This window comes from Pseudomonas anguilliseptica (genome assembly GCF_900105355.1).
GTDB classification, from domain to species: domain Bacteria; phylum Pseudomonadota; class Gammaproteobacteria; order Pseudomonadales; family Pseudomonadaceae; genus Aquipseudomonas; species Aquipseudomonas anguilliseptica.
Genome location: NZ_FNSC01000001.1, coordinates 602,349 through 626,893 on the forward strand (window position 1 = coordinate 602,349; position 24,545 = coordinate 626,893).

At 61.4% G+C, this 24,545-nt stretch carries 18 protein-coding genes and 2 pseudogenes; 17 read left to right on the forward strand and 3 right to left on the reverse strand.

Annotated elements, in window-relative coordinates; all coding sequences use genetic code 11:
* Positions 1-113: 113 nt before the first annotated feature.
* On the reverse strand, positions 114-1,505 hold the full coding sequence (locus BLW24_RS02965) for a PhoH family protein (protein ID WP_090376488.1): 1,392 nt from the start codon (positions 1,503-1,505) through the stop codon (positions 114-116).
* 301 nt (positions 1,506-1,806) lie between these two features.
* On the reverse strand, positions 1,807-2,814 hold the full coding sequence (gene dmeF / locus BLW24_RS02970; protein WP_090376490.1) for a CDF family Co(II)/Ni(II) efflux transporter DmeF: 1,008 nt from the start codon (positions 2,812-2,814) through the stop codon (positions 1,807-1,809).
* 138 nt (positions 2,815-2,952) lie between these two features.
* Here dmeF and yaaA point away from each other — a divergent pair, with 138 nt between their 5' ends.
* Positions 2,953-3,732, forward strand: a complete 780-nt coding sequence (gene yaaA, locus BLW24_RS02975) for a peroxide stress protein YaaA (protein ID WP_090376493.1) — start codon at positions 2,953-2,955, stop codon at positions 3,730-3,732.
* A 101-nt stretch (positions 3,733-3,833) separates the two neighbouring features.
* Here the strand turns inward: yaaA and BLW24_RS02980 are convergent, their stop codons facing one another.
* Positions 3,834-4,862, reverse strand: a complete 1,029-nt coding sequence (locus tag BLW24_RS02980; RefSeq protein WP_090375993.1) for an IS30 family transposase — start codon at positions 4,860-4,862, stop codon at positions 3,834-3,836.
* Between the two features lie 559 nt (positions 4,863-5,421).
* Between BLW24_RS02980 and BLW24_RS02990 the strand changes: the two are divergent.
* The 16 genes and pseudogenes from BLW24_RS02990 to BLW24_RS03065 all read left to right on the forward strand — a co-directional run bounded on the left by BLW24_RS02990 (position 5,422) and on the right by BLW24_RS03065 (position 24,507).
* Positions 5,422-6,733: pseudogene (locus BLW24_RS02990) on the forward strand (nucleotide sugar dehydrogenase).
* A gap of 81 nt (positions 6,734-6,814) precedes the next feature.
* Positions 6,815-8,302 (forward strand): mannuronan synthase, encoded by a 1,488-nt coding sequence (gene alg8 / locus BLW24_RS02995; protein ID WP_420874977.1) that lies wholly within the window; start codon positions 6,815-6,817, stop codon positions 8,300-8,302.
* A gap of 34 nt (positions 8,303-8,336) precedes the next feature.
* Positions 8,337-9,502, forward strand: a pseudogene (locus BLW24_RS03000) (alginate biosynthesis protein Alg44).
* An 11-nt stretch (positions 9,503-9,513) separates the two neighbouring features.
* Complete coding sequence (gene algK, locus BLW24_RS03005) at positions 9,514-10,905, forward strand: alginate biosynthesis TPR repeat lipoprotein AlgK (RefSeq protein ID WP_090376504.1); 1,392 nt, start codon at positions 9,514-9,516, stop codon at positions 10,903-10,905.
* Positions 10,906-10,919: 14 nt separating this feature from the next.
* Positions 10,920-12,413: an alginate export family protein gene (locus tag BLW24_RS03010; RefSeq protein ID WP_090387612.1), complete on the forward strand. Its 1,494-nt coding sequence runs from the start codon at positions 10,920-10,922 to the stop codon at positions 12,411-12,413.
* Positions 12,414-12,425: 12 nt separating this feature from the next.
* Positions 12,426-14,015 carry a mannuronan 5-epimerase AlgG gene (gene algG, locus BLW24_RS03015; protein ID WP_090376508.1) on the forward strand — a complete coding sequence of 530 codons (1,590 nt, stop codon included), beginning with the start codon at positions 12,426-12,428 and terminating at the stop codon, positions 14,013-14,015.
* 11 nt (positions 14,016-14,026) lie between these two features.
* Positions 14,027-15,451 carry an alginate O-acetyltransferase gene (locus BLW24_RS03020; RefSeq protein ID WP_090376511.1) on the forward strand — a complete coding sequence of 475 codons (1,425 nt, stop codon included), beginning with the start codon at positions 14,027-14,029 and terminating at the stop codon, positions 15,449-15,451.
* 17 nt (positions 15,452-15,468) lie between these two features.
* Complete coding sequence (locus tag BLW24_RS03025) at positions 15,469-16,569, forward strand: mannuronate-specific alginate lyase (protein ID WP_090376514.1); 1,101 nt, start codon at positions 15,469-15,471, stop codon at positions 16,567-16,569.
* A 145-nt stretch (positions 16,570-16,714) separates the two neighbouring features.
* Positions 16,715-18,202, forward strand: a complete 1,488-nt coding sequence (locus BLW24_RS03030; protein WP_090376517.1) for an MBOAT family O-acyltransferase — start codon at positions 16,715-16,717, stop codon at positions 18,200-18,202.
* A gap of 11 nt (positions 18,203-18,213) precedes the next feature.
* A complete protein-coding gene (locus BLW24_RS03035) occupies positions 18,214-19,356 on the forward strand; it encodes an alginate O-acetyltransferase (protein WP_090376520.1) in 1,143 nt (380 codons plus the stop codon).
* Positions 19,357-19,416: 60 nt separating this feature from the next.
* Positions 19,417-20,061, forward strand: a complete 645-nt coding sequence (locus tag BLW24_RS03040; protein ID WP_090376523.1) for an alginate O-acetyltransferase AlgF — start codon at positions 19,417-19,419, stop codon at positions 20,059-20,061.
* A gap of 168 nt (positions 20,062-20,229) precedes the next feature.
* On the forward strand, positions 20,230-21,669 hold the full coding sequence (locus BLW24_RS03045; RefSeq protein WP_090376526.1) for a mannose-1-phosphate guanylyltransferase/mannose-6-phosphate isomerase: 1,440 nt from the start codon (positions 20,230-20,232) through the stop codon (positions 21,667-21,669).
* A gap of 108 nt (positions 21,670-21,777) precedes the next feature.
* Positions 21,778-22,242: a multidrug transporter gene (locus BLW24_RS03050; protein ID WP_090376529.1), complete on the forward strand. Its 465-nt coding sequence runs from the start codon at positions 21,778-21,780 to the stop codon at positions 22,240-22,242.
* Positions 22,243-22,276: 34 nt separating this feature from the next.
* Positions 22,277-23,107: an SDR family oxidoreductase gene (locus BLW24_RS03055; RefSeq protein WP_090376532.1), complete on the forward strand. Its 831-nt coding sequence runs from the start codon at positions 22,277-22,279 to the stop codon at positions 23,105-23,107.
* 11 nt (positions 23,108-23,118) lie between these two features.
* Positions 23,119-23,472, forward strand: a complete 354-nt coding sequence (locus tag BLW24_RS03060; protein ID WP_090376535.1) for a hypothetical protein — start codon at positions 23,119-23,121, stop codon at positions 23,470-23,472.
* 54 nt (positions 23,473-23,526) lie between these two features.
* Entirely contained in the window at positions 23,527-24,507 is a 981-nt protein-coding gene (locus BLW24_RS03065; protein WP_090376538.1) for an IS5 family transposase, read from the forward strand.
* The last annotated feature ends 38 nt before the right edge of the window (positions 24,508-24,545 follow it).

Consider the following 24,545-nt stretch of genomic DNA (forward strand, 5'->3'; position numbering starts at 1 on the left):
AAACCCACGGGTCAGGTTTCGGCACCTGTGAATGCCAGGGGATTCAGACGGGAGGTTGCGGCGACACCCAGCCCAGCAGCCATGACGGCCTGCTGGGCGAGCGTGAGTGAGGGCTACATATGGGTTTCGGCGTACTCGGCGAGGATCGAGCGCGGCACACCTTGCAGTGTGATGTGCACGCCATGCTCGAAGTCTTTGAAGCGCTCCGTCAGGTAGGTCAGGCCCGAACTGGGCGCCGACAGATAAGGCGTATCGATCTGCGCCAGGTTACCCAGGCACACCACTTTCGAACCGCTGCCGGCACGGGTGATGATGGTTTTCATCTGGTGCGGAGTGAGGTTCTGACATTCGTCGATCAGGATCAGGCTCTGCTGGAAGCTACGGCCACGGATGTAGTTGAGGGATTTGAACTGCAGCGGGACCTTTTGCAGGATGTAGTCGACGCTGCCGTGGGTGTTCTCGTCGTCCATGTGCAGGGCTTCGAGATTGTCGGTAATCGCACCGAGCCAGGGCTCCATCTTCTCGGCTTCGGTGCCGGGCAGAAAGCCGATCTCCTGATCCAGCCCCTGCACGCTACGGGTGGCGATAATCCGCCGATAACGCTTGCTGACCATGGTCTGTTCGATGGCCGCCGCCAGGGCCAAGATGGTTTTCCCGGAACCGGCCGCGCCGGACAGGTTGACCAGGTGGATGTCCGGATCCAGCAGGGCAAACAGCGCCAGTGACTGGTAGATATCCCGCGGCCGCAGGCCCCAGGCTTCCTGGTGCATCAAAGGCTCTTGGTGCATGTCGAGAATCAGCAGTTCGCCGTGCTTGATGCCCTTGATCCAGCCAACAAAGCCCTGCTCGTCGATGATGAACTCGTTGACGTGCACCGCCGGCAGGTTGTCGGTGAGCTGCACACGGTGCCAGGTACGACCGTGGTCCTGACGGGTTTCCACCTTGTTCACGCGGTCCCAGAAGGAGCCGTCCATGTTGTGATAGCCCTGCGACAGCAAGGAGACGTCGTCGACCAGTTGGTCGGTGTGGTAATCCTCGGAATCGATGCCACAAGCGCGCGCCTTCAGGCGCATGTTGATGTCTTTGGTCACCAGCACCACGTTGAGACCGGGGCGGCGGGACTTCAGCTCGACCAGCTGGTTGATGATTTTGTTGTCGTTGAGGTCTTCCGGCAGCCAGGTGACCGGGCTGGCGCTCTTGCTCATAAGGATTGAGAGGAAGCCGCAGGGGCCGCTCTTGTCACGCTGGATAGCAACGCCGTGCTCCACCTCTTCCGGGTTGGCGCTGCCGAGAATCTTGTCGATCAGACGAATGGCTTGGCGGCACTCGGCGGCCACGCCCTGTTTGCCGGTTTTAAGCTTGTCCAGTTCCTCCAGTACGGTCATCGGGATAGCAACGTGGTGCTCCTGAAAATTCAGCAGCGCGTTGGGATCGTGGATCAGCACATTGGTGTCGAGGGCGTACAGGGTTGGGGCGGTGGGCTTGGAGCGTCCGTGGTCATCCATACTCGGTCACCTTCTTGTAGTAGCCAAGCAACGCAGGGGCGAGTCTGCGCCGCGGAGGGGCCGCCGACTCCTCAGTGCCGGGGCTGAGAAGGCTGCAAAAAGGTGAGGGCCAATGGCCGCCACCTGTCTGCAGGGTTCGGCGGTCTTGCCTTTTAGATACTCCAAAAAAGATGACAGAAAAACGTATTTTTTGAGTTTTTCAGGTTTATTTATCGGAGCGACAAATAGCGCTTGGCGCACCACGCAAGCGCCGTTAAAGTCGGAAGTCCCACCGGCTTTCGAGCCAGGCAGATTTTTCCATTCAGCCCCGCTCCACCCTGTGCTCATCGGCACAGCGATTGACCTCCACGGTCACATGCACCAGCTCCGCAATCCCCGCCAGCCGCGCCTTGTAGCGATCCGCCGAGCCGTCACCATGGGTCACCACGCTGACAATGCAGGCGAACTGCGCACGGCCAACGCGCCATAGGTGCAGATCGGCCAGCTCAGTGTCCGCCTCCTCGGCCAAGGCGCTGCGCACGCGCTCGACCACCGGACTGTCCATCTCGCGATCGAGCAACACCTTGCCGGTTTCGATCAGCAGCCCCTTGGCCCACACCGCGATGATCACCGCACCGATCACGCCCATCAGCGGGTCGAGCCAATCCCAGCCCAGCAGCAAGCCGCCCAACAGCGCGACGATAGCCGCCACCGAGGTCAGCGCGTCGGCCAGTACATGGATAAAGGCGGCGTGGCGATTAAGATCCTTGCCCGCAGGCGCTGCAGCGTGATCGTGATCGTGATCGTGATCGTGATCGTGATCGGCGTGAGCATGCTCTGCGGCGTGGCTATGGCCTTGCCCATGTGCGTGGTCATGGCTATCACGCAGCAGCCAGGCAGAAGCCAGGTTGACCAACAGGCCAACGACGGCGACCCACAGCGCCATATCGAAGGTGATCACCTGAGGCTGCCACAGCCGCCACAGCGACTCGAACGCCAGCATCGCCACTACAACCAACAACATCAGCGAACTGGCAAACCCCGCCAGCACCTCGACCTTCCAGGTGCCAAAGGCAAAGCGTGGGTCCTGGGCATAGCGCCGCGCCAGCAGGTAGGCCAGCGCAGTCAGACCGATAGCGAGCATATGCGAAGCCATATGCCAGCCATCGGCGAGCAAGGCCATGGAGTTGAACGCATAGCCGGCGACAATTTCCACCAGCATGGTCCCCCCGGTCAGCGCGGCAACCCGCCAGGCCTGGCGTTCTGCGGTGGTTTCCGGCGGGCGATAATCGTGGGACGGTTCCCAGCGCGAATGATTGCAGGCGGTCATGACAGCTCCTTGAGAGATCGACCTGGGCAGACTACAACCCCGTGGCGGCCCCTGGGTCAAGCGCCTCAATCGGCCTTATAGGTAGTCTCAAGCGCCGGCAGCTTCTAGAATCGCCGCAGACTTTCAGGAGCACAGCTTATGTTGATGGTGATTTCCCCGGCCAAGACCCTCGATTACGAGACGCCGCCTGCGACCCCGCGCTTTACCCAGCCCGAACACCTCGACCACGCCCAGGACCTGATCCAGCAACTGCGCGACTTCACCCCGGCGCAGATCGCCGAGCTGATGCACCTCTCGGACAAACTCGCGGGCCTGAATGCTGCGCGCTTCGGCAGCTGGGAACGGCCGTTCAATCCGTCCAACGCCAAGCAGGCGCTGCTGGCGTTCAAGGGCGACGTGTACACCGGGCTTAACGCCGAGGATTTCAGCGAAGCCGACTTCGACTTCGCGCAAACCCACCTGCGTATGCTTTCCGGTCTGTACGGCGTACTGCGTCCGCTCGACCTGATGCAGCCCTACCGCCTGGAAATGGGTACCAAACTGGCTAACCCGCGCGGCAATAATCTCTATGACTTCTGGGGTGAGCGCATCAGCGGCTGGTTGAATGAGGCGCTGGCCGCTCAGGGCGACGATGTGCTGCTCAACCTGGCGTCCAACGAATACTTCAGCGCGGTGAAACGCAAGGCGCTGAATGCGCGGATCATCGACACCGAGTTCAAGGACCTGAAGAACGGCCAGTACAAGATCATCAGTTTCTACGCGAAAAAAGCCCGTGGCCTGATGGCTCGTTATGTAATCAAGGAGCGCCTGACCGATCCGGCCGGCCTCAAGGATTTCACCTATGAGGGCTACCGCTTTTCGGCCGAAAACTCGAAAACCGACACCCTGGTTTTCCTTCGCGACCATCCCCAAGATTAACCTCCCGCCTCCCGCTATTTGTCGCCGTCGCCACGACCTAATCAAACAGTCAGCTTTATCAAGTTGAAACTTGGCGGTTGCAGGAGCTGAGTGCAACACGGTTATTGAATTGACGCTGGCGCATCATGCCGCATAGCCATGGCTTCTTGCATTACTTCGCTCATGACTTCGATCGGGCACTTGAAGTCGAAGCGCTTACGCGGCCGCATATTCAGTTGCAGTGCAATGGCATCCAACTGTTCTTGGCTGTGTCCCGACAAGTCTGTGCCCTTGGGCAGGTACTGGCGAATGAGGCCGTTGATGTTTTCGTTGCTGCCGCGCTGCCAGGGGCTGTGTGGGTCGCAGAAGTAGATCGCTATGCCGGTTCTCTGGGTGATCTCGGCGTGCCGCGCCATCTCCCGGCCCTGGTCGTAGGTCATGCTCTTACGCATCGCCAGCGGCATACGATTGAGTGCGGCGCTGAAACCTTCCATCGCCGAGGTCGCCGTCGCATCGTTCATCTTGATCAGCATCAGGTAGCCACTGGTGCGTTCTACCAAGGTGCCGACCGACGAGGCGTTGGCCTTGCCCTTGATAAGGTCGCCCTCCCAGTGGCCCGGCATCAGGCGGTCTTCAATCTCCGGCGGGCGCACGTGAATACTGACCAGCTCCGGGAGCTGGCCACGTCGATCCACGCCGCCAGAGCGCGGCCTGCGCGTCGTCTTGCTTTGGCGCAGGCAGATAATCAGCTCCTTACGCAGCTCGCCGACCGGCAAGGCATAGATCGCGGTATAGATCGTCTCGCGACAGACGTAGGCATCTCTGAGGCTGGGTATGTTCATGCTGCGCAGCTTGCCGGCAATCTGCTCGGGAGACAAACGCTCACGCAGCATATGGGTCACCAACTCGAAGCGTTCACTACCGGGCAGCAGCTTTCGCTTGGGCCGGCAGACTTGGCGCCGGGCTCTCATCTGCTGCTGCGCCGCACGGGCCGAGTAACGACCGCAGACCTCTCGATTACGGCGCAACTCGCGACTGATAGTCGAGGGGGATCGGTTGATCAGGTGGGCAATCTTGCGCAGGCTAAAGCCTTGGGCATGACCGATTTGAATAGTGGCGCGCTCTTCAACGCTGAGTTCGGAATAAGACATAGGGGCAGCACCGTATCGGAAAGATCAGGTGTTGCACTCAGTTTTTGCCGCCGCCCTTCTCCATGGAACTTTTTCGCGCCTATAAACACCGCGCGAGTTACTCGCCACATAACTGCAACGCGCTATCAAAGTGCAACTACCAAGCAGTTCTCATTTCATTGCAAAAGATGACGAACGGCAGGAACCATCAGAAAAAAATCGGACTCATAGCGAATACGATTTTTTTCTTCATGTAACTTTCCGCATGAATATATCCGCGATTAATACCGACCCATTGTCCGGCGCATAAATTCACCCGCAAGAAAGTTACGAGTAATCCAAGGAGGAACTATCAACTTTTCACGACTCACTGAAAAGCCTCATGCCAGAGCCTAAAAAGCCACTGGCAAGACAATTAGAACGGGCGTGCAAGCTATACAGCCCGACGCCGGCAACAGCTTTAAGTTGCCAACCAACTTTTATGCCTGAATTAGCTCAGCACTTACCCGTGCAGAACTAACGAATAACTGTGGCCAACAACCACTACTTGATTATTTAACAAATGGACGAGGTAAATGCGATGCGAATTAGCATCTTCGGTTTAGGTTATGTCGGGGCAGTATGTGCAGGTTGTTTATCGGCACGCGGTCACCAAGTGATCGGTGTGGATGTTTCCGCCAGCAAGATTGATCTGATTAACAATGGCAAATCGCTAATAGTCGAACCGGGCCTGGAAGAACTGCTGCAACAGGGGCTGGCTTCGAGGAATTTGCGCGGCACCACCAATGTGACCGATGCAGTGCTGAACAGCGATGTGTCATTTATCTGCGTGGGCACGCCGAGCAAAAAGAACGGCGATCTGGAGCTCAATTACATCGAGGGTGTGTGCCGCGAAATCGGTCTGGCCATGCGCGACAAAACCGAACGGCATACCGTGGTTGTACGCAGTACGGTGCTGCCGGGCACCGCCAAGAACGTGGTACTGCCGATCTTGCAGGACTGTTCGGGCAAGCAGGCCGGGGTCGACTTCGGTCTGGCGGTAAACCCAGAGTTTTTTGCGCGAAAGCACCGCGATCAAGGATTACGACTTCCCGCCCATGACGGTGATCGGTGAACTGGATCAGGCCTCAGGTGACCTGCTGGAAAGCATCTACAGCGAGCTGGATGCGCCGATCATCCGCAAGAGCATCGATGTCGCCGAGATGATCAAGTACACCTGCAACGTCTGGCATGCCACCAAGGTCACCTTCGCCAACGAGATCGGCAATATCGCCAAGGCGGCTGGTGTCGATGGCCGCGATGTGATGGAGGTGATCTGCCAGGACCACAAGCTCAACCTGTCCAAGTACTACATGAAGCCCGGCTTCGCCTTTGGCGGCTCGTGCCTGCCCAAGGATGTACGCGCCCTGTCCTACCGCGCCGGGACCATGGATGTCGATGCACCGTTGATTGGCTCACTGATGCGCAGCAACGCCATCCAGGTGCAGAACGCCTTCGACATCATCGCCAGCTACGACAAACGCAAGGTGGCCCTGCTCGGCTTGAGCTTCAAAGCCGGCACCGATGACCTGCGTGAAAGTCCGCTGGTAGAGCTGGCTGAAATGCTGATCGGCAAGGGTTATGACCTGAGCATCTTCGACCGCAACGTCGAGTACACCCGCGTCTACGGGGCGAACAAGGACTACATCGAGTCGAAGATCCCCCACGTCTCCTCGCTGCTCAGCAGTGACTTCGATGCCGTGGTGGATGGCGCCGACATCATCGTGCTGGGCAACGGCGACATGCACTTTGCCCCGCTGGCGCAGCAGGCCCTGCAAGGCAAGCACGTGGTCGACCTGGTGGTTTTTATGCCGACCGCATCGCGCGCCGGCAGCGAAGGCATCTGCTGGTAAAGGCTGCAGCCGTGAGCTGAAGCAAGTCCTGGGCGGCCAAGCGCCGCTCAGGGCTACCTGGCACAGACGATGGATATGCTTATGCAAACCCACACGCTGAAAAGCGGCCTCAACCAGGCCGCTGGCTGGCTGTTCTACTTATCACTGCTGATGCTGCTGGCGCTGGCATTACCCAGAAGCGTGTTCGACCCCGAGTCGCGCGACTACCTGTTGTTGATCGGCGCAGTCGGTATCTGGCGCTACTCCATGGGTGCCATGCATTTCGTGCGCGGCATGCTGTTTCTCTATCTGTTGTTCCCTTACTTCCGGCGCCAGGTCGTCAAGCTCGGCAAAGATGCTGACCCTTCCCAGGTATTTCTGCTGGTCACCAGCTTCCGCATCGACGCCCTGACCACCGCGCAGGTATACCGCTCGGTCATCCGCGAAGCGATTGACTGCGGTTACCCAACAACCGTGGTCTGCTCCATCGTCGAACTTTCCGATGAGCTGTTGGTGAAGAACCTCTGGGCGCAAATGCAGCCACCGGAGCAGGTCACCCTGGACTTCGTGCGTATTCCTGGCACAGGCAAAAGGGATGGCCTGGCCTACGGCTTTCGCGCCATCTCGCGGCAGATGCCGGATGCCGATGCGGTAGTGGCGGTGATCGATGGCGACACTGTGCTCGGCGCAGGGGTGGTGCGTAAAACCGTGCCCTGGTTCAAGTTGTTCGCCAATGTCGGCGGCCTCACCACCAACGAGTTCTGCGAGGTGCGCGGCAGCTATGTGATGAGCGAATGGCACAAGCTGCGCTTCGCCCAGCGTCACTTGAACATGTGCTCGATGGCCCTGAGCAAACGTGTGCTGACCATGACCGGGCGCATGTCGGTATTCCGCGCCGAAGTGGTGACAGACCCGGCGTTTATTGCCGACGTAGAAAGCGATCACCTCGACCACTGGCGCCTGGGTCGCTTCCAGTTTCTCACTGGCGATGACAAGTCCAGCTGGTACAGCCTTATGCGCCTGGGCTACGACACCTTCTACGTGCCGGATGCGGCGATCAATACGGTCGAGCATCCGCCGGAAAAGAGCTTTATCAAGGCCAGCCGCAAACTGATGTTCCGCTGGTACGGCAACAACTTGCGGCAGAACGCCCGCGCCCTGCGCCTTGGCATGCAACGCCTGGGTGGCTTCACCAGCCTGGTGCTGTTCGATCAGCGCGTGTCGATGTGGACCAGCCTGCTCGGCCTGAGCGTGGCGATTATCGCCAGCCTCAAATACGGCCTCGGGTTCTTCCTGGCCTACCTGCTGTGGATCGGCCTGACCCGACTGATTCTGACCCTGCTGCTCAGCGTCACCGGGCACCACATAGGTCCGGCCTACCCACTGATTCTCTATTACAACCAGATCGTCGGCGCGCTGGTGAAGATCTACGTGTTCTTCCGTCTCGACCAGCAATCCTGGACCCGCCAGAACACCAAGCTCGATCGTGGCCTGGTGAGCTTTCAGCGCTGGTTCAACACCTGGTCCTCACGGGCCATGACCTTCTCTGCCGCCAGCCTATTCGTCGCCACCCTGCTGGTGCTGGTGTGACGAGCGTGCCCCTTTTGAACAGGAATTTGCAAGCATGAATACAGCCGTCAACGTCAATGTGGTGCATGAATCAGAGGCCCAGCGCCAGCATGCACGGGTGAAGATCCCAGCCCAGGTGCACTACCTGAACAAGAGCCGCGAGCGTATCGAGTTACAGCTCTGCGATATCTCGGCAGGTGGTTTCAGTGTGGTCGACAACCAGCAGGCGATGCAGATCGGTGACTTTCACAAAGGCCGCCTGCAATTCAAACTCGACAGCTTCAACCTGGGTATCGACATCGAATTCCAGGTGCGCTCGGTGGATGCCGACAGCAAGCGCATCGGCTGCCAGCTGCACAACCTCAAGCCGCGCGAACAGGCCACCCTGCGCCACCTGATCAGCGCCTACCTGGGCGGTGATCAGGTGGCGCCGGCGACCTGCTGAGCACCTTGCAACGCGATAACTTCACCAAGGCACGCAAGCACGCCAACACTGGCACCGCCATGAGTGCACTCGGCCGTCTCAAGGCGGTGACATTCAGCCTGGCAATCTTTCTGGTGGGCCTGGCGGCCTTTGGCTTCATCTTCAAGTCAGTGTATGGCCTGTACTTCGTCACGCATGCCCAGTCAGCTCTGGTCAACGTGCCCAGTCTGCAGGTCACCATGCCGCGTGAAGGCACGGTGCAGAGCCTGATTGGCGCAGATGGCAGCGTGGCCAAAGGCGCGCCGATCGCCTCATTCTCCGCCAGCATGCTGGAGATGCTCAAAGGTCACCTGAACGACGAGCAGCTAAGCCCGGCAAACATCGAAAGCCTGTTCGGCAAACAGGTCAAAGGCACCCTGACCAGCCCCTGCGACTGCAAGGTGGCACGTCAGCTGGTGGCCGACGGCCAGTTCGCCAGCAAGGGCGATGTGATCTTCGAACTGGTGCCACAAAACACCCGCGCCACGGTGTTGGCGAGCTTCCCTTACCGCAACTTTTCCCAGGCCCGCATCGGCAGCCGCGCCAGCTTTATGGTCGCCGGCGAAGAAACCCCGCGCTACGGCAAGATCGTCAGCAGCAGCCTGCATGAAGGTGGCCTGGCAGCAGATATCCGCGTGGTGATCGAACCCGAGCAGACCTTGAACAGCAACCTGGCCGGGCAACCGGTGGAAGTGCTGCTCGACCGCGGCCCGTCGCTCGACTGGATGATCGACAAAGCCCTGGCGGCTGGTCTCTGAGGAGCAGGCGCATGTCGAACCGCAACGCCCGTCCGCTGGCCACGCCCCTGCTCACGCTCACCCTGGCGCTGGGCCTGAGCGCCTGCGCCAACCTGCCTGACCAGCGTCTGGCCGTAGAAGCGCTGAAGCAGGGCGACCACGCCACCGCCGAGCAGCACTTCCGCCAGCTGGCCGAGCTGGGCTATGTCGACGCGCAAATCGGCCTGGCCGACCTGCAACTGGCCAGCGGCTCCGCAGACGGCCTGGAGCAAGCCGAGCAGACCTACCGCAGCGCCCTCGATGGCTCGCCACGGGCGCAGGCGCGGCTGGGCAAATTGCTCGCCCGCAAACCCGCCGCCAGCCCTGCCGAACGCCACGAAGCCGCGCAATTACTGGAGCAGGCCTTCGCAGCGGGAGAACCCGCCAGCCTGCTGCCGCTGGTGATGCTGTACCTGCAATACCCACAGGATTATCCCGATATGAACGTACAACAACGCCTCACCACCTGGCGCCAACAAGGCAACACCCAGGCCGATCTGGCGCAGATCCTGCTTTACCGCAGCCAGGGCAACTACGACCAGCACCTGGAGGAGATCGAGCAGATTTGCCAGGGCCTGATCAGCCAGGCCGATGTCTGCTATGTCGAGCTGGCCACCGTGTACCAGAAGCAAGGCAAGAGCAAACAACAGAAAGCCCTGATCCAGCGCCTGATGGCCGGCTACCAGAGCGCGGCCATCCCCGCGCAACGGGTGGATGCCGTGGCCCAGGTGCTGGCCGACGCCGAACTCGGCAAGCCGGACGAAAGCCAGGCGCAGGAGATGCTCGAAGCCATTGTGCCGAACTATCCCGCAGCCTGGGTGAGCCTGGCGCGCTTGCTTTACGACTACCCGGCCCTGGGTGATATCGAGCAGATGCTCGCTTACCTCGAACAAGGCCGCGCCGCCGCCCTGCCGCGTGCCGAGCTACTGCTCGGGCGCCTGTACTACGAAGGCAAGCTGCTGCCGCAAGACCCGCACAAAGCCGAAGAGCACCTGCGCAAGGCCGCGCCCAGCGAACCCAGCGCCAACTACTTTCTCGGCCAGATCTACCTGCGCGGCTATCTCGGCGACATCTACCCGCAACAGGCCCTCGATCACCTGCTCAGCGCCGCGCGCAACGGTCAGATCAACGCCGACTTCGCCCTCGCGCAGATGTATTCGCAGGGCAAAGGCATCCAGCCAGACCCGGTCAATGCCTTTGTCTTCAGCCAGCTGGCCCTGCCGAAGAACCCCCCGCAGGCCAGCGAGCTAGCGCGCAGCTGCGAACAGCAACTGAGCCCCAGCGAGCGCGCCAGAGCGCAGCAATTACTCGCCGACGAGCGCCAGTTGCGCGGCACAGCCTGGCAAGCGCAAACGCAAACCACGGCACAGGTGCTTAACCCATGACGCGCCGTGCCTTGCTGCAACTCAACCCGATCAGCCTCGGTATCGGCCTGTCCATGCTCTGCGCCAGCTCCGCCTGGGCCGTGCAGATGGACGCCATACATTTTGGTGCCGACATCAAGATCACCGCGCAATCGGAAGAAGACCGCGACCTCGGCACCCGCGGTGGCGGCGACGCCAACGGCATCGCCCTCGACCTGCGCCCCTGGCTGCGCGCGCAACGAGGTGACTGGAGTGCCTTCGCCATGGGTCAGGCGGTAATGGCCAGCGACATCATCCAGACCGATACCCTGGAATCGTCCGCAGACCAACCGGAATCCGTCCAGACCGATGGCCGAACCCGCAAGAAGAACTACCTGGCACTGCGCGAATTCTGGGTCGACTACGCAGGGCTCACCGACTACCCCGGCGAACACCTGCGCCTGGGACGCCAGCGCCTGCACAACGAAGACGGGCAATGGCGCGACAGCAATATCGAAGCGCTGAACTGGACCTTCGACACCACCCTGCTGCAGGCCAGCCTGGGCGCGGCCCAGCGCTTCAGTGAGTACCGCACCGACCTCGACGAACTGGCCCCGGAAGACGAGGATCGTCTGCACCTGTACGGCGATATAGCCGCTCAGTGGCAGCCAGGGCACTGGCTCGGTTTTCGCGCGCATCACTCACGCGACGACAGCTCGCTGGCCGACCCCAATCAGCCCATCGACGCGCTGGACAAACGCGCCAACGGCAACCTCACCTGGCTGGGCCTGCATGCGCACAGCGATGCGTACAACTTTCGTAACCAGCAGCGCATCAACTACTGGGCCAGCCTCACCTCGCTGACGGGCGAGCGCAACAGCCTCAACAGCCTCAACAGCAGCCTGGATGACAGCGTTGCCGGCGGTCAGAACAGCAATCATCTGAGTGCCTGGACCACCGACCTGGGCTTGCGTCTGCGCCTTGATCGCCACTGGCAAATTGGTGCGGCCTACGCCCGTGGCAGTGGCGGCGGCGATGCCGACGGCACGGGGAACGGCAACTACCGGCAGACCGGCCTGCACAGCAACCGCTCCACCTTTACCGGCACCCGCAGCAGTGTGCAGCGCTTCGGCGAGGCCTTCCGCGGCGAGCTGAGCAACCTGCAGGCCGCCACCCTGTTCGGCTCCTGGCAGCTGGCCGACGACTACGACGCCAGCCTGGTCTACCACCACTTCTGGCGCGTCGATGCGCACCAGCAGATCGGCCGCAGCGGTATCAACGCACGTTTCGATGACCCACTCGCCGATCTCAGCCCTGCCCCGCAAGTAGCCCTGGTGGACGGTGAGAAGGCGCTCGGCCAGGAGCTGGATCTGGTCGTCACCAAGTACTTCAAGCAAGGCCTGCTGCCTGCGGCGATGAGCGAGGCCATCGACGAGCCGGCAGCTCTGGTGCGTTTCCGTGGCGGCGTATTCAAGCCTGGCGATGCCTACGGCAGCGACACCGACTCGCTGATGCATCGGGCCTTTATCGATGTCATCTGGAAATTCTAAGGACCCCGCGCCATGACGCCACGCCCCAGCACTCTCAAACGCGCCATCGGCATTGCCCTGCTGTGCAGCGGCCTGCTGCTCGGCGCGCTGCAACCGGCCGCACCCTGGATAGCCACGGCAGCGGCCGGTGAAGCACAGAAACAAGTCACACCGACGCAGAATTACACGGTAACCAGCGCGCCGATTGCCGAGCTGCACCTGGACCCACCGCAACTGCCCGACCTCAGCGCCTACACCACTGCGGCCGTCGAGGCCAAGATCAGGCGCACACCCGGCGGCAAGGTGGTGGTACGGCGCATGCTGCAGCAGGATGTGCTGAAGGACTTTATCGGCGGTAACGAGCGCATACGCGAGTGGGTCACGCGGCAGAACGGCATGCCCCATGCGATCTTTATCGAAGGCGGTTACGTAACGCCCAAGGATCTCGCGCGCAGCCTGCCGCACAGTCAGTTCAGCGAAGTTGAACCGGGCGTCTACCTGGCGCGCCTGCCCATCGTGGTGGCCCAGGGCGCGACCCTGCACGTGGGCAAAGACACCAAAGAGCTGCGCCTGTCCCAGGAGCGCGGCAGCTTTATGGTCAATGATGGCCAGCTGTTTTTCACTCACACCCGCCTCACCGCCTGGCGTGAAGCGGACAACGCCCCGGCGAGCTTTCGCAGCGCCGATGAGTCCCGCCCCTTTCTGGTGTCCTGGGGCGGCAGCGAGCTGTATATCGCCTCCAGCGTATTCACGAGCCTGGGTTACAACACCAGCAAGTCCTACGGCGTCAGCATCACCCAGTACACCCCGGGCATGCAGGCCCGCCTGCAACGCCCGGAGCCGACTGGCTGGCTGATCGATTCGGAGTTCGTCGACCACTGGTACGGTTTCTACTGCTATGAAGCCGAAAACGTGGTGATCAAGGGCAACACCTATCGCGACAACATCGTCTACGGCATTGACCCGCATGACCGTTCCCACGGCCTGATCATCGCCGAGAACAGCGTGCACGGCACCCGCAAGAAGCACGACATCATCATCTCCCGCGAGGTCGACGACAGCTGGATCTTCAATAACAAGAGCTACGACAACAAGCTCTCCGGCATCGTGATCGACCGTAATAGCGTGAACAACCTGGTGGCCTACAACCAGGTGTACGACAACCACGCGGACGGCATCACCCTCTATGAAAGCTCGGACAACCTGCTGTGGGGCAACCAGGTCCTGAACAATGCCCGCCACGGCATTCGCCTGCGCAACAGCACCAACATTCGTCTGTACGAGAACATCGCCGCGGCCAACGGCCTGACCGGCGTCTACGGGCACATCAAGGACCTCTCCGACACCGACCGCAATATCCAACTCGACCCCTTCGACACCGAGGTCTCGATGATCGTGGTCGGCGGCACCCTCGCGGCCAACGGTTCCGGCCCGCTGTCCATCGACTCACCGCTGTCGGTTGAGCTGTACCGCGTGGAAATGCTCGCGCCGAGCAAAAGCATCGGCATCAGTTTCAGCGGCATCCTCGGTGACAAGCAGGAAGAAATCCTCGACCTGATGGTGCGCCGCCAACTGGCCGTGCTGATCGACCCCGTGGAACGCCAGGCCGAACTCCAGGATTGAGGAACGACAACGTGAACACACAGCCTTTCAAACTCCGCCAACTGGCCCTTGCCTGCACCCTGCTGGGTGCCACCGCTGCCGTACAGGCCGAGCCGCAGTACCAGGTGCAACGGGTCGGTCCACTGTGCCCCGCCGCCCAGGCCCCCAGCCAGTACAACAGCAAATACCTGAGTTTTTTCACCGCCCTGGTGCAGGGCGAAGGTGACTGGCTGTTTCGCAGCCGCTATGACCTGCGCACCGACTTTGGCACCACGCCCGCCGGCTACCGGCAGTTCAAGCGGCTGCGTGATGCGCTCAAGCGCAAAGGCGTGGAATTGGTGATCGTTTATCAACCGACGCGCGGCCTGGTAAACCGCGAAAAGCTCACCGCCGAGGAAAAAGCCAAGTTCAACTTCGAGCTGGCCAAGCAGAACTACCTCAAGGCCATCGCAAGCTTTCGCCAGGCAGGCATATGGACCCCCGACCTGTCGCCGTTGTTCGATGAACGGGGCGTGGACACCGACTACTACTTCAAGGCCGACCACCACTGGACGCCAGCCGGGGCTGATCGCACCGCCAAGCTGGTGGCCGCAACGCTCAAGCAGATTCCGGGGTTCGACGAAATTCCCCAGCAGCAGTTTGAAAGCAACATTACTGGCCTGCTGCCCAAAGCCGGCACCCTGCACAAGACCGCGACCCACTTCTGCGGCATCAGCTACGCCACCGAATACGTGCCGCGTTTCGAGACCGCCATGCAGGGCGAGGCCGACAGCGACAGCCTGTTCGGCGACGAAGCCGACCCGCAGATTGCCCTTGTCGGCACCAGCAACAGCGGCCCGGCATACAACTTCGCCGGTTTTCTGCAGCAGCACAGCGGCGCCGAAGTGCTCAACCGCTCGGTCAGTGGCGGCGGCTTCGACAGCGCCCTGCTGCAGTACATGACCAGCCAGGAGTTTCACGACAACCCACCGCAGATTCTGATCTGGGAGTTCGCCACCCATTACGACCTCGCGCAGCAAAGTTTCTACCGCCAGGCCGTGCCGCTGGTGGACAACGGCTGCGAGGGGCGCAAGGCGGTGATGAACAACAAGGTCACCCTCAAGCCAGGCGCCAATCAGGTGCTGGTCAACGGTGAGCACAGCCCACTGCAGGACCTGCGTGGCGGTGATTACCAGATCGACCTGACCTTCAGCGACCCCGGCGTGCATCAGGCCCAGGCCACCCTCTGGTACCTCACCGGGCGGCGCGAGAATTTCAAGCTGGAACAGAGTGACCGCGCCCCTACCGATGGCCGCTACGTCTTCGAACTGCGCAACGACGCCGACTGGGCCGACCTCAACCTGCTCGCCCTGGACATCCACAGCCCGGAAGACATGCCGGCCAACCTCAGCGTCGAAGCCACCCTGTGCAAGCGCCCCAGCGCTGACGCCAGCAACCTCACGGCGCGTGTTCGATGAACCGCCCAGGAGCTTTGATGCCACGCCCCAGCTGGATCCTTGCGCCCTGCCTACTCGGCGTGGCCCTGTGCAGCCAAACGCTGCTGGCTGCCGGCCTGGTGCCGCCGCCGGGCTATTACGCGCCCGTGTCGGTTACCGCGAAAAAGGCCCAAGCCTGCCCGGCGACGCCGTCGCCCTACACCGACAAGCTGGTATTTCGCAGCAAGTACGAAGGCTCGGGCAAGGCTCGCGCCACCCTTAATCTCGATTCAGAAAGGGCCTTTCGCCGCAAAACCGCCGCCATCACCGAGCTGGAGCGCGGGGTCAGCCAGCAGGTCACCCAGTACCTGCGCGATGGCCAGCCGGCGCAGCTCACCTGCGCGCTGCAGTGGCTGAACGACTGGGCCGAAGCCGACGCACTGCTCAGTAGCGAGTACAACCACACCGGTAAATCGGTGCGCAAATGGGCACTGGGCAGCCTGGCCTCGGCCTACCTGCGCCTGAAGTTTTCCGCGTCGCAGCCACTGGCCGCTTATACGCCGCAAACCCAGCGCATCGAAGCCTGGTTCAGCACACTGGCCGAGCACACCGTGCAGGACTGGAGCGACCTGCCGCTGAAAAAGATCAACAACCACAGCTACTGGTCCGCCTGGTCGGTAATGGCCACCGCCATCGCCACCGATCGCCGCGACCTGTTCGACTGGGCCGTGGCGCAGTTTCGCGTAGGTGCCAACCAGGTCGATGCCGACGGCTACCTGCCCAACGAGCTGAAACGCAGTCAGCGCGCCCTGGCCTACCACAACTACAGCTTGCCGCCGCTGGTGATGATCGCTGCCTTCGCCCAGGCCAACGGCGTCGACCTGCGCGCAGAAAACCACGGCGCCCTGCAGCGTCTGGCAGAACGGGTGCTGAGCGGCGCGGATGACCCGGACGACTTCGCCCGCAAAACCGGTGAGAAACAGGACATGGACGAGCTGAAAAAACCCAACAAATACGCCTGGCTCGCACCCTATTGCACGCTCTACCGCTGCTCGGCCAACGCCGAGGACTACAAGGCGCAGATGGGGCCGTTCAAGACCTTCCGCCTCGGCGGCAACGTCAGCCAGCTATTCGAACCCAAGCACGCCAAAGGCAGCTGATTCGCGTAGCGGGCTAAGCGTTTAGCCCAGACGCGACTACGTCGGTAAACCCGTCCGCTGACGGGGTGAAACAAACCTCTCGCTCGCGGGGGGAAAGGGGGGCTTGCGAGCCCCGGAAGAGTGGCTACTCAACGGAGATCTACGGATGGTGTTTTCATCCAACGTATTCCTGTTCCTGTTTCTGCCGATTTTTCTCGGCCTGTACTACCTGAGCAGTAATCGCTATCGCAACCTGCTGATCCTGATCGGCAGCTACGCCTTCTATGCCTGGTGGCGGGTGGATTTCCTGCTGCTGTTTGTTGCGGTCACCCTATGGAATTACATCTTCGGCCTGCGCATTTATCAGGCAGGTGTCAGGTCCAAGGCGGCGCAGCGCTGGGTGCTGTGGGGGATCGTCGGCAACCTGGCGACCCTGGGCTATTTCAAGTACGCCAACTTCGGTGTGGCGAACATCAACAAGGTGATGGAAGCGGCCGGCCTGGAGCCGTTCCTGCTGACCCATGTGATCCTGCCGATCGGTATTTCCTTCTATATATTCCAGTCGCTCAGCTACCTGATCGACGTGTACCGCGGCGACACCAAGCCCACAGAGAACCTGATCAACTTCGCCGCCTTTATCGCCCTGTTCCCGCAGCTGATTGCCGGGCCCGTGCTGCGCTACAAGGATCTGGCCGACCAGTTCACCGAGCGCAGCCACAGCCTCGACAAGTTCAGCGAAGGCGCCACGCGCTTTATGCAGGGCTTCGTCAAAAAAGTGTTTATCGCCGACAGCCTGGCACCCCTGGTTGACCATATCTTTGCCCTGCAGAACCCCAGCACCGGCGACGCCTGGCTGGGCATGCTGGCCTACACCGCGCAGTTGTATTTCGACTTCTCCGGCTACAGCGACATGGCCATCGGCCTGGGTCTGATGATGGGCTTCCGCTTTATGGAGAACTTCAACCAGCCCTATATCAGTCAATCGATCACCGAGTTCTGGCGGCGCTGGCACATCAGCCTGTCCACCTGGCTGCGCGACTACCTCTACGTGCCACTGGGCGGTAATCGCGGCGGCACCTTCAACACCTACCGCAACCTGTTTTTGACCATGCTGCTGGGCGGCTTCTGGCACGGCGCCAACTGGACGTTCCTGCTCTGGGGGGCGTGGCACGGCATGTGGCTGGCCATCGAACGGGCGCTGGGGGTGAACGCCGCGCCCACGCTGATCAATCCACTGAAATGGGCCTTCACCTTCCTTCTGGTGATGCTTGGCTGGGTGATCTTCCGCGCCGAGAACCTCGACGTGGCCTGGCGCATGTACAGCGCCCTGTTCAGCCCGGCGATGTTCAGCAGCCAGGGCTGGGCCCTGAGTGAACTGAACCGCGCCAGCATCAGTGACCTGCAGATCGCCACCCTGCTGCTGGCCTACACGGTGATGGCCTTCTGCGGCTTGCGCCAGTTCTACCGCCAGCGTGCGACAAGCGCTGGCAACGGCCTGCTACCCAGCAGCGGCGCACTGCTGCTGACGCCTGCCGGCGCGAGTATCGCCCTGCCCCGTTACCTGACGCGCGGCGCCTTACTGCTGTTGTTCTGCGCCTCGCTGCTCAAGCTCTCGGCGCAAAGCTACTCGCCGTTTCTGTACTTCCAGTTCTGAGGAGGCCGACCATGACGCGCCCGTTACGCACACTCTATGTCGCGCTGTTTATCGGCGTGCTGGGCCTGCTGTTTGCCTGGTCCATGCGCTCGGTACTGAGTTATCAGCTGCCCAAGCAGTTCAGCATCATCGACGGTGACCTGGCAAAGACCTTCGAAAGCCATTACGACGAGCACTTCCCGATCAAGACCCTCGGCACCAGTCTGTGGGCCGGCCTGGACTATCTGCTGTTTAACGAGGGCCGGCCTGGCGTAGAGATAGGCGAGCAGGGTTGGCTGTACTCGAGTGAGGAGTTCAAAGCAGAGGTCGACGGCGCCCAACAGGTGCGCGACAACCTGGCGCTGATCAAGGGTGTACGCGATGAACTAGCGCAGCGCGACGTACTGCTACTGCTGGCCATTGTGCCGAGCAAGTCGCGGCTGTACCCGGAGTTTGTCGGTGACAACCTCACCAGCAGCTTGCGCCAGGGGCTTTACCAACACTTCCTCAACGAGGTGCGCGCCGCCGATATTGCCGCGCCGGATCTGCTCAGCACCTTGCAGGCCGGCAAAGCCAGCGGCGCCATGTTCCTGCGTACCGACACCCACTGGACGCCGGCAGGCGCAGACCTGGTTGCCCAGCAACTGAGCAGCACGCTCAAGAGCGCCATCAGTCTGTCCGGCGAGCCGCAGGTGTTTGTCACCCAGGCCAGTTCGGCAAAGCCCTACCCCGGTGACCTCACCCGCCTTCTGCCGCTGGAGCCGCTGTTCGGCCACCTGCTGCCGCCCCCCGATCAGCTGCGCCACCACACAACCCTGGCCGCCGAGCAAGCCTCAGGGGCTGATGCGTTGTTCAGCGACAGCGAAATGCCGGTGGCGCTGGTTGGCACCAGCTACAGCGCCAACCCCGCCTGGAATTTTGCCGGGGCGCTGCGCCAGCACCTGCAGCGCGACCTCAGCAACCACGCCGAAGACGGCCAGGGCCCACTGGTCCCGATGCTCAAGTACCTGCAAAGCGATGAGCTGCAGGATGCCCCACCGCAGCTGGTGATCTGGGAGTTTCCCGAGCGTTACCTGCCCATGAGCAACGACCTCAGCGCCTTCGACGCGCAGTGGCTAAGCACCCTAAAACACCCCAGCAGCAACCGCCGCCTAGCCCTCAGCGACAGGCGCTGAAGCCTGTACCCACAACTGCGGCACTACCTACCGTTTGTAAATCCACAGGGAGTACTACCTATGCACAGACCCACCTCAACCTTCGGAATGTTCTATGCCTGCGCGCTGGCACTGAGCCTCTCCAGCCTCAATGCCAGCGCTGGCGAAGGCGGCCTGTACGCACCCAACGCGCCCAAGGGCTCAACCTTTATCCGCGGCTACAACGCCAGCAACAGCGAGCAGAGCTTCAGCGTCGGCAACACCGAGCTGAACGACATCGCACCGCTGGCTTCCAGCGACTTCAGCTTTCTCCCGGCCGGCAGCTACAGCGCTCAGGTCGGCAGCAACAGCCTGCCGGTAAAACTCGAAGCGGAGCATTTCTACACCCTGGTCAGCCAGGTCGGTGAGCCGCCCAAACTGGTGGCTGAAGCGCCCTTCAACAACAAACGCAAGGCGCTGCTGCGGGTGCAGAACCTCTCGGACAGCACCCTCAGCCTGAAAACCGCCGACGGTAAACCAGTGGTCGACGCCGTAGCACCGGACGCCAACGGCCAGCGCGAAGTCAATCCGGTCAAGGTCAGCCTGGCGCTGTTCGACGGCGAGCGCAAAGTCAGCGACCTCAAGCCCGTCACCCTGACCCGTGGCGAAGTGGTGTGCCTGTACATCACCGGCAGCGGCAAGACGCTCGCGCCGGTCTGGGTCAAGCGTCCGGCGCGAACTGAATAACCCCTGACAAGTACAAGTGCTGGCAATGACCGGCACAGCAAAGCAGCGCCTGCAGTGGCAGACGTTTTGGAGTGATCCCCCAGCGCTGTTAACCAGCCTGGGCAACAGGGCATAACCGGCCATGGCCGGACGCCTAACCAAACCAAAAGTGCTTTAGGAGTACATGCAATGATTCCAGTAATTCTCTCCGGCGGCAGCGGTTCGCGACTCTGGCCGCTCTCGCGCAAGCAGTATCCCAAGCAGTTTCTCGCCCTCACCGGCAACGACACGCTGTTCCAGCAAACCATCAAGCGTTTGCGCTTCCCCGGCATGCAGGCGCCGGTACTGGTGTGCAACCTGGAGCACCGCTTTATCGTCCAGGAACAGCTCAACACCCAGCAGCTGGAAACTCAGACCATTCTGTTTGAGCCCTTTGGCCGCAACACCGCGCCGGCCTTGGCCATCGCCGCCATGCAGCTGCTCGCCGAGGGTCGCGATGAACTACTGCTGATCCTCCCGGCCGACCATGTACTGACCGATCAGCAGGCCTTCCAGACGGCCTTGCAGCTCGCCAGCCGAGCGGCGGAGAAAGGCGAAATGGTGCTGTTCGGCATCCCCGCCAGCCGTCCGGAAACCGGCTATGGCTATATCAAGTCAGTGGCAGATCCGGCCTTGCCCGAAGGCATCATCCGCGTTGCGCAATTTGTCGAAAAACCTGACGAGGACCGTGCCCGCGAGTTTGTTGCCAGCGGCGACTACTACTGGAACAGCGGCATGTTTCTGTTCCGCGCCAGCCGTTACCTCGAAGAGCTGAAAGAGCACGATGCCGACATCTATGACACCTGCCTGCTGGCACTTGAGCGCAGCCAGATCGATGGCAGCCAGGTGACCATCGATGCCGCCACCTTCGCCTGCTGCCCGGATAACTCCATCGACTACACGGTGATGGAAAAAACCACCCGCGCCTGCGTAGTACCACTGGATGCGGGTTGGAACGATGTTGGCAGCTGGTCCTCGATCTGGGACGTACACCCCAAGGACGCCCAAGGCAACGTGCTGTCCGGCGATGTGGTAGTGCATGACAGCCACAACTGCCTGGTGCACGGCAACGACAAGCTGGTCTCGGTGATCGGTGTGCAGGACATCGTGGTGGTGGAAACCAAGGACGCCACCATGATCGTGCACAAGGACCGCGTGCAGGACGTCAAGTCCATGGTCAACCAGCTTGATGCCGACGAGCGCAGCGAAACCCAGAACCACTGTCAGGTCTATCGCCCGTGGGGCTCCTATGACTCGGTGGACATGGGCGGCCGCTTCCAGGTCAAGCACATCACGGTCAACCCCGGCGCCACCCTCTCCCTGCAGATGCACCACCACCGCGCTGAGCACTGGATCGTGGTATCCGGCACCGCCGAGGTGACCTGCGATGACAAGGTGTTCCTGCTCACCGAAAACCAGTCCACCTACATCCCCATGACCTCGGTGCACCGCCTGAGCAACCCCGGCAAGATCCCCCTGGAGATCATCGAAGTGCAATCGGGCAGTTACCTGGGTGAGGACGATATTCAGCGCCTGGATGATGTCTACGGCCGCAGCCAGACCGCCAAGCTGAGTCTCGCAGCCGGTTGATACACAACCGCCAGCCCTGCACATGGGCTGGCGGGCCAAAGCATGTACCCAGCCGCCCGGCCTTGTGTAGGATGAACGTCTGTTTATCGACCAAGGCCATCTATCCCCATGCTATTCGGTGCAATCCTGGTACTGAGCTGGCTGATCTTGCTGATCCGCTACCCGAGCAAGGCCCTGCCGATCTCTCTCGGCGCGCTGATCGGCCTGGGCCTGGTCGCCAGCTGGGTGCTCTGGCAGGAAAGCCGCGAAAACCGCCACCTGGCCCACCTCGAGTTACGCCTCGACTACGCGCCGGACCGCTGCCCGGCGGATCGCCCGCTGGCCCTGAACCTGAAGAATGGCAGCGAAGCCGCACTACTTGAGCTGCATTGGCAGATCGCCGCCTACCGCCCCGGCGACAGCATCAACCTGGCCGAGCGCCTGTATGAAACCCCGCGGTACAGCGGCCCTGGCGAATTGCTGCCCGGCGCCGACTGGCAAACCTGCCTGCCCTTGCCAACCCTGCGCAGCGGCTACCGCGCCAGCACACTAGAATTTCGCGCAGAGCGCCTGCAAGGCAGCTTTAGCCGCTGACATTTACCCCCATTAGAGCGACAAGGAAAGCTGCATGACCCAGCCCAGCGTACTGATCACCGGATGTTCCAGCGGTATTGGCCGCGCCCTGGCCGAGGTGTTCCACAAAGCCGGTTATCAGGTCTGGGCCACTGCGCGCAAAACTGAAGACCTCATACCCTTGAGCGAAGCGGGCTTTCACGCAGTGCAACTGGACGTCAACGATGGTCTGGCCCTGGGTCAGTTGGCCGAACGCCTGCAAGCTGAGATCGGCGGCCTCGACGTGTTGATCAACAACGCCGGCTACGGCGCCATGGGCCCGCTGCTCGATGGCGGCGTTGAAGCCATGCGCAAACAGTTTGAAACCAACGTGTTCTCACTGATCGGTGTGACCCGCGCACTGTTCCCGCTGCTGCGGCAGAACAAGGGCCTGGTGGTGAATATCGGCAGCGTCTCCGGCGTGCTGGTCACCCCCTTCGCCGGCGCCTACTGCGCATCCAAAGCTGCCGTGCATGCGCTGACCGATGCCCTGCGCCTGGAGCTGGTGCCCTTCTCGATTGAGGTGATGGAAGTGCAGCCCGGCGCGATTGCCTCCAGCTTCGGCGCCAACGCCAGCCAGCAGGCCGAACAGCTGATCGACGAAGCCTCACCCTGGTGGCCGATCCGCGACGGCATCCGTGCCCGCGCCAACGCCTCGCAGGACAACCCCACCCCCGCCAGCCACTTTGCCCGTAACCTGCTTGCCGCCGTGCAAAGCAAACCCCGGCCAAACCTGATGCGCCTGGGCAATGGCAGCCGCAGCATGCCGCTGATCGCAGCCCTGCTGCCTAAGCGGCTGCTCGAAGCCGTACTGAAAAAACGCTTCGGCCTAAACCGCAGCCTCTAGGAGCACACCCCATGCGCGAACCAAGCCCCAACAGCGTTCCGGTCACCCGCCTGGCCCTGGCTGGTGTGCTGGCGGTGATCGCGCTCAACCTGCTGCTGCGCACCTGGGTCAAACTCGGCGGGCCACTCGCGACCCTGCTGATTGCCAGCGTCGTGGCCGCGGGCATGGCCCTGTGGTTTATCTGGCGCAACCAACGCCGTCCCCGGCAAGGCGAACGTCGCCGCCTGCTGGCGCTCTACGGCGGCATCCTGGCCCTGCTTTATCTGGGGTTACTGGCGATGATGACGTTGCAGGACGAACCCAGCCCCATGGGGCTGCTGATCTTTGGCCTGCATTATTTCTGTTATCCGCTAAGGATGGTCTGAAAAAGACTTCCTGATTTTGGCAAAATATCCGCACTCCACCCGCCGAGTTTTCCGATGAAGCAGATGACCTTCGCCGACGCCGAGTACGCCGGCAAGCGCAAGCAGACCCGCAAAGAATTGTTCCTGATCGAGATGGATCGGGTAGTGCCATGGAAAGGGTTGATCGCTTTGATCGAGCCGCATTATCCAAAGGGTGAAGGCGGCCGACCGTCCTATCCGCTGATGGCGATGCTGCGAGTGCATCTGATGCAAAACTGGTTCGGTTACAGCGATCCGGCGATGGAAGAGGCGCTGTACGAGACCACCATCCTACGCCAGTTTGCCGGGCTGACTCTGGAGCGCATTCCTGACGAAACCACCATCCTCAACTTCCGCCGTTTGCTGGAAAAACACGAACTGGCTGCCGGCATCCTGGCCGTGATCAATGGCTACCTGGGTGACCGTGGTTTGTCGCTGCGCCAAGGCACCATCGTCGATGCCACGCTGATCAACGCGCCGAGTTCAACCAAGAACAAGAACGCTAAGCGTGACCCTGAGATGCACTCAACCAAGAAAGGCAATCAGTATTACTTCGGCATGAAGGCGCACATCGGGGTGGATGACGAGTCTGGCTTGGTGCACAGCGTGGTGGGTACTGCCGCCAACGTGGCGGATGTCACCCAGGTCGATAAGCTGCTGCACGGCGAGGAAAACATGGTGGGGGCCGATGCCGGATATACCGGTGTCGAGAAGCGCCCCGAGCATGAGGGCCGTCAAGTGATCTGGCAGGTTGCAGCACGGCGTAGCACTTACAAGAAACTCGGTAAGCGCAGCGCGCTGTACAAAGCCAAGCGCAAAATCGAGAAGGCCAAGGCCCAACTGCGAGCCAAGGTCGAGCATCCGTTTCGGGTGATCAAGCGTCAGTTCGGTTATGTGAAGACGCGCTTCCGTGGCCTGGTCAAAAACACGGCGCAACTGGTGACTTTATTCGCGCTGTCAAATCTGTGGATGGCGCGCCGACATTTACTGACGAATGCAGGAGAGGTGCGCCCGTAATGCTGGAAATGGCTGCCGCGAGGTGCTCGCGGCGGCTA

Coding starts and splice junctions, on each gene's coding strand:
- BLW24_RS02965 (WP_090376488.1), bottom strand. CDS start 1,505: ATGGATGACCACGGACGCTCCAAGCCCACCGCCCCAACCCTGTACGCC.
- dmeF (WP_090376490.1), bottom strand. CDS start 2,814: ATGACCGCCTGCAATCATTCGCGCTGGGAACCGTCCCACGATTATCGC.
- yaaA (WP_090376493.1), top strand. CDS start 2,953: ATGTTGATGGTGATTTCCCCGGCCAAGACCCTCGATTACGAGACGCCG.
- BLW24_RS02980 (WP_090375993.1), bottom strand. CDS start 4,862: ATGTCTTATTCCGAACTCAGCGTTGAAGAGCGCGCCACTATTCAAATC.
- alg8 (WP_420874977.1), top strand. CDS start 6,815: ATGCAAACCCACACGCTGAAAAGCGGCCTCAACCAGGCCGCTGGCTGG.
- algK (WP_090376504.1), top strand. CDS start 9,514: ATGTCGAACCGCAACGCCCGTCCGCTGGCCACGCCCCTGCTCACGCTC.
- algG (WP_090376508.1), top strand. CDS start 12,426: ATGACGCCACGCCCCAGCACTCTCAAACGCGCCATCGGCATTGCCCTG.
- BLW24_RS03025 (WP_090376514.1), top strand. CDS start 15,469: ATGCCACGCCCCAGCTGGATCCTTGCGCCCTGCCTACTCGGCGTGGCC.
- BLW24_RS03030 (WP_090376517.1), top strand. CDS start 16,715: ATGGTGTTTTCATCCAACGTATTCCTGTTCCTGTTTCTGCCGATTTTT.
- BLW24_RS03035 (WP_090376520.1), top strand. CDS start 18,214: ATGACGCGCCCGTTACGCACACTCTATGTCGCGCTGTTTATCGGCGTG.
- BLW24_RS03040 (WP_090376523.1), top strand. CDS start 19,417: ATGCACAGACCCACCTCAACCTTCGGAATGTTCTATGCCTGCGCGCTG.
- BLW24_RS03045 (WP_090376526.1), top strand. CDS start 20,230: ATGATTCCAGTAATTCTCTCCGGCGGCAGCGGTTCGCGACTCTGGCCG.
- BLW24_RS03050 (WP_090376529.1), top strand. CDS start 21,778: ATGCTATTCGGTGCAATCCTGGTACTGAGCTGGCTGATCTTGCTGATC.
- BLW24_RS03055 (WP_090376532.1), top strand. CDS start 22,277: ATGACCCAGCCCAGCGTACTGATCACCGGATGTTCCAGCGGTATTGGC.
- BLW24_RS03060 (WP_090376535.1), top strand. CDS start 23,119: ATGCGCGAACCAAGCCCCAACAGCGTTCCGGTCACCCGCCTGGCCCTG.
- BLW24_RS03065 (WP_090376538.1), top strand. CDS start 23,527: ATGAAGCAGATGACCTTCGCCGACGCCGAGTACGCCGGCAAGCGCAAG.